The following is a 5,303-nucleotide window of genomic DNA, read 5'->3' as shown; positions in this document are numbered from 1 at the left end:
TACTTAGCGATGATCCGTATCATGGTTAGGCGTTTGGCATAAAATTTAACTCTCTCCTGACTTTTCAAACATCCTCTGAGAGGAATTTGACCGAACATATCGCGCGTATGAAATACTGGATTTTTTTTATTATCAACCAATATCGGGGCTAGCGGGGAAAAGAGGATCGAGAGTAACGCAGCGAATAGGGGTGGCAGATGGTGATTTTTTTTGATGAGAGAGTTCTCATTAAACATTCATGCAAGATTCATCCTTGGAGAGTTTAATTGTTTCACGTACAGAAAACACACTCAAAGGAATCAATCATGGTTTTTATCAGAACGGGCAACGACAGCGATAATGTTCTTACAGGCAATCGTCTCAACAGAAGCGAAAATGCCATTCTTAAAGGTCGTGGCGGCAATGACAGCCTGCGCGGTTTTGAAGGTAACGATACGCTGTTGGGTGGGAAAAATGATGACAACCTTTTTGGTGGATTAGGCAATGACATCCTTTCTGGTGATGACGATCTAAACCTGGGTGATAGCTCGGAATCGGGGAATGATATTTTAATTGGCGGTGCGGGTTCGGATGTTATCTATGGATTTGGAGACGATATTCTCATCGGTTCTGGCCCAAATGCCTACAATGCTAACTTCCTCACCAATCTCCAAAACGATCCTTTTGCAATGTCGATCGCTGGAGACGGAGCGCAAGATACTTTTGTAGCCGTCAATAAGCCAGGAGTTAGCTCTACGCTAACTATCGCAGGTTTCGAGCAGGGCTTCGATGTGCTGGACTTGCGGTCGTTTGGGATTTCCAGCGGTAGTCAGTTCAGTGAGATTCAGAATAAAGGTGGCTGGTACGAAGCAATCGCACCTGAATTTAATGGCTCGTCACTAGTTCTCCGCATCAATGTCGATCCCACCGCACTAACTTACGTTGTCTAAACTACCTACGTTATTAGAAATTAATTGAGTCTAAAATGCAAAGGTAGGGGTAATTCATGAATTACCCCTACTTTTGCTTGTTTGAAAGCAATTATGACCCGTGAGTGCGGTACCAGTCGATCGTATTTTGCAAGCCGCGTTCGATATCTACTTGGGCGGTAAAGCCAAAATACTCTTGCGCTTTTTGAGTATCTAAACAACGGCGCGGTTGACCGTTGGGTTTATCGGTTTGCCAGACAATTTCGCCTTGGTAGTCCATGAGTTTACAGATTAAAGTAATTAAGTCTTTAATAGTAATCTCATAGTTAGTACCGAGATTTACGGGGTCGGCATCATCGTAGCTAGTAGTCGCGATCGCGATGCCTCTGGCGGCATCATCTACATAGATAAACTCGCGACTGGGACTGCCATCGCCCCAGACGGGAATTTGCTTGTCGCCTGCAATTTGAGCTTCGTGAACCTTCCGAATTAATGCCGGGATTACATGCGAACTTTCGGGTTTAAAATTATCGGCTGGCCCATATAAATTGACGGGTAAGAGATAGATACCATTAAATCCATACTGCTGGCGATAGGATTGTAATTGTACTAATAAAGCTTTTTTAGCTACGCCATAAGGGGCATTTGTTTCTTCTGGATAACCATTCCAGATATCTTCTTCTTTAAATGGTACGGGTGTAAATTTAGGATAGGCACAAATCGTCCCGACGCAGACAAATTTACCGACTCCGGCTTGATAAGCTGCGTGGATTAATTGGGTACCCATCATCAGATTATCGTAAAATAATTCGGCTGGTTTGAGTTGATTCAAACCAATTCCGCCAACGTGTGCGGCGAGGTGAACGATGACGTCTTGGTTTTGGACTGCTTGGTGACAGTTTTCGAGTACTCGCAAGTCACAATCGGCGGATCTGGGGACGGTAATCTTGGCAGGATCGGCACCTTGGGCGCACAGTTGGCTGATGACTTGTTGGCCGAGAAATCCCGCTCCACCAGTGACGAGGATGCGCTTGTTAGATAAATCTAGATTTGCCATAAATTATATGTAACGCGAATGTCTAAACTTTACCTGTTAATGCGGGTGAGTAGGGATGCCTAAATCTCGATCGTACCAGCCCGCGATGCGATCGATCGAATTGTGAAATTACTACATTTTGACAGGATGGCGGTCGCACGATTGCGGCATCGGCTCGAATTCGAGCCAATGGGAGCATCGCAACTCGATAGCTTGCTGTATTTTAATCATGCATGGTAGCTAATGCTTGGCGGACGATCGCCACATCTGGTAATGTCTCTTCACCCTGATAATTGGGCGATTTGATGCCGAGGGCGTGGAGATCGGTATCGACCATCAGATGAACTAATTCGGTAAATGTCACTGTCGGTTTCCAGCCGAGTTTTTTCTGGGCTTTAGTGGGGTCGCCGATGAGTAATTCGACTTCGGCGGGACGCAAATAACGGGCGTCAAATTCGACGTAGTTTTTCCAATCGAGATTGACATAATCGAAAGCGATCGTCAGGAATTCGTGAATTGCATGAGTTTCACCCGTGGCAATTACATAATCATCTGGCGCGTCTTGTTGCAGCATCAGCCACATGGCAACGACATAATCTTTAGCATAGCCCCAATCGCGTTTGGATTCGAGATTGCCTAGAAAGAGTTTATCTTGCTGTTTGGCCATAATCCTGGCGATCGCGCGCGTAATTTTGCGAGTAACGAAGGTTTCGCCGCGCCGTGGGGATTCGTGATTGAATAAGATGCCATTACAGCCGAAGATATTGTAGGATTCGCGGTAGTTGACAGTTTGCCAGTGGGCGAACAGTTTGCCACAAGCATAAGGACTGCGAGGATAGAAGGGTGTCTTTTCGGACTGGGGTACTTCTTGCACCAAGCCGTACATTTCGGACGAACCAGCTTGATAGTAGCGGACTTGCAGCTTCGTGCGTTGCTCGTAATCGCGGATGGCTTCGAGCAAGCGCAACGCGCCCATCGCAACTGTATCGACGGTGTATTCGGGTGCGTCAAAACTAACTCGGACGTGAGATTGCGCGCCGAGATTGTAGACTTCGTGAGGACAGGTGAGTTCTAGGAGGCGGCGGAGGGTCACGCCATCGGCTAAGTCGCCATAGTGGAGAAAAAGTTTGGCTCCAGGGGTGTGAGGATCTTGATACAAATGTTCGATGCGATCGGTATTAAAAGTCGATGTCCGCCGAATAATGCCGTGAACTTCATAGCCTTTGGAGAGCAGCAGTTCGGCCAAATACGATCCGTCTTGTCCGGTAATCCCTGTAATTAATGCACGTTTTGTTTCTGTCATTTTGGCAGCTATCAGTATCAGTTAAATCGCTGGACTCTGAGTTTTACCCATCATAGATCCGAATTGCGATCGCTCACTACCAGTTTCTGAGAGGGTAATGTTCGTTACCTTTAATATGCCCCATTATTTTTGGGTATTATCGTTAAGCGTACAGTTTTCAACACGATGCGTAGATCCAGCCAGAAGTTACGCCGTTTGACATAGCTGACATCGATGCGAATCCGCTGGGCGTAAGGGATATCATTGCGTCCGGATACCTGCCACAATCCGGTAATTCCCGGCCTAATCGTCAAAATCCTGTCGATATGCGTACCGTAACGTTCGATTTCTTCGGGCACCAACGGACGCGGCCCGACGATGCTCATTTCGCCCTTGAGGACATTGATAAACTGGGGAAATTCGTCTAAATTGGTCGTGCGGAGGAATTTACCAATTTTCGTGATGCGCGGGTCTTCTTTGAGCTTAAAATTTTCGGAAAATTCCTGACGCAGATCCTCTGATTGTGCCATCATTTCGTGTAGCAATCGATCGGCATTGGGGATCATCGTTCGGAACTTAATACACCCAAATCGGCGGTGATGCCTACCGACTCGTTCTTGGATATAAAAGATCGAGCCTGATGAAGTACAAGCGATCGCGATCGCTAACGCCAGATAAATTGGGGCGCATAATAGCAATACTAGTAGAGAAAAAATAATATCAAATAGCCGTTTAGTCAGATCGTTAGACTGATGTAATATTGGCTTTTGGGCTAAAGACTGAACGGCTCTACTCGATACAGGCTTGCTAGTTGCGGTCATTTTATTCCTCAATTTCACGCGATCGCCAATACTCCCCAGATTGTACAGAACAAGATGACTCTCGATTCTATGTGTCACTCATGCGTCTAAAGTTAGTTTAGATTTCACCATGTTGGAGTTTAGTCCCCGATAGCCACTGCTGAGTGGCTCGATCTACTAAGCTCGAATATTGCGAGCGAAAGACTGAAGTAGCAAAGCCTTCAGCATGAGTCCGAATTCGCTCGGATTGAAACTGTTGGCGATAAGTTTCAAATGTGGAGATCGCGGTGATGATGGCTGCGGTAGTTTGAGCGGGAAACAGAATGCCAGTACCCCGTTCTGGATGAGAGCGAATGTCTAACACAGTTTCAGCCGCACCACCAACTCCATACGCGATCGTTGGCGTACCACAAGCCTGTGCTTCTACCAATACGATACCAAAATCTTCGCAAGCTGCATAGACAAATGCTTTGGCGCGAGATAAATAATCCTGGACGACAACGTTGGGTTGAGATCCTAAAATGGTGACGTTTGATTTGGCAATTTGTTGCAATTTTTGTAATTCGGTACCCGTACCGATGACGACTAGATTGCGCCCATTTTGATTGAAAGCTTCGACAATAAGGGCAACTTGTTTGTAGCCAACTAGGCGGCACACCGTTAAATAAAAGTCCTCTTTATCTGCCTTGCAGGTAAATCTGTCGATGTTGACTGGGGGATAAATTACCTCAGCTTTGCGGCGATAACACCGCCAAATTCGGCTGGCAGTAAAGTGTGAATTGGCAATAAAATGGTCTACGCGGTTGGCACTGAGGACATCCCACTGGCGCAAGCGATGCAACAGATAGCGCGTTAATAAGCCGGGGAGGCCATGTCCGAGTCGGCTTTGATGTAAATAGTCAAAAGTTAGATCCCAGGCGTAGCGCATCGGCGTATGGCAGTAACACAGGTGCAATTGCTGGGGAGTTGTCAGTATCCCTTTGGCGACGGCATGGGAGGAGGATAAAATTACATCATAGTGTCGTAAGTCTAATTGTTCGATCGCGATCGGCATCAATGGCAAATATTTTTGGACGCCACTTTTGACTCCAGGTAAGTTTTGGAGGAAGGTAGTACCGATTTGCCGCTTGTAGAGATAACTATCGGGATTTGTCGATTCAAAGTCAATTAGAGCGTAGAGATCGGCGTCGAGACATTGCAAGATTTCGCGGACTACTAATTCCGATCCGCCTGTCGCTTGGGGTGTCAACCATTCATGTACGAGGGCGTAGTTGAGA

The 5,303-nt window shown here is 46.5% G+C and carries 6 protein-coding genes; 1 reads left to right on the top strand and 5 read right to left on the bottom strand.

Features of this window, described 5'->3' with window-relative positions; all coding sequences use genetic code 11:
- Positions 1 to 305 precede the first annotated feature (305 nt).
- Entirely contained in the window at positions 306 to 929 is a 624-nt protein-coding gene (locus C7B77_RS31525; protein WP_106310548.1) for a calcium-binding protein, read from the top strand.
- A gap of 91 nt (positions 930 to 1,020) precedes the next feature.
- On the opposite strand, the gene C7B77_RS23285 is transcribed toward C7B77_RS31525, so the two are convergent.
- The 5 genes from C7B77_RS23285 to C7B77_RS23270 all read right to left on the bottom strand — a co-directional run.
- Entirely contained in the window at positions 1,021 to 1,965 is a 945-nt protein-coding gene (locus C7B77_RS23285; protein ID WP_106310545.1) for a GDP-L-fucose synthase family protein, read from the bottom strand.
- A gap of 22 nt (positions 1,966 to 1,987) precedes the next feature.
- Positions 1,988 to 2,143, bottom strand: coding sequence for a hypothetical protein (locus tag C7B77_RS30350; protein WP_181243987.1), 156 nt, complete (start codon positions 2,141 to 2,143; stop codon positions 1,988 to 1,990).
- 24 nt (positions 2,144 to 2,167) lie between these two features.
- A complete protein-coding gene (gene gmd, locus C7B77_RS23280) occupies positions 2,168 to 3,247 on the bottom strand; it encodes a GDP-mannose 4,6-dehydratase (RefSeq protein ID WP_106310542.1) in 1,080 nt (359 codons plus the stop codon).
- A gap of 110 nt (positions 3,248 to 3,357) precedes the next feature.
- Positions 3,358 to 4,047 carry an undecaprenyl-phosphate galactose phosphotransferase family protein gene (locus C7B77_RS23275; RefSeq protein ID WP_106310539.1) on the bottom strand — a complete coding sequence of 230 codons (690 nt, stop codon included), beginning with the start codon at positions 4,045 to 4,047 and terminating at the stop codon, positions 3,358 to 3,360.
- Positions 4,048 to 4,144: 97 nt separating this feature from the next.
- Positions 4,145 to 5,303 (bottom strand): glycosyltransferase (locus tag C7B77_RS23270; RefSeq protein WP_245894338.1); only part of this gene is annotated, 1,159 nt, incomplete at its 5' end.

Source organism: Chamaesiphon polymorphus CCALA 037, from assembly GCF_003003845.1.
Lineage (GTDB): Bacteria > Cyanobacteriota > Cyanobacteriia > Cyanobacteriales > Chamaesiphonaceae > Chamaesiphon > Chamaesiphon polymorphus.
The sequence above is the reverse complement of the archived record's forward strand: the minus strand, read 5'-3'. Positions and strand labels throughout refer to the sequence as shown.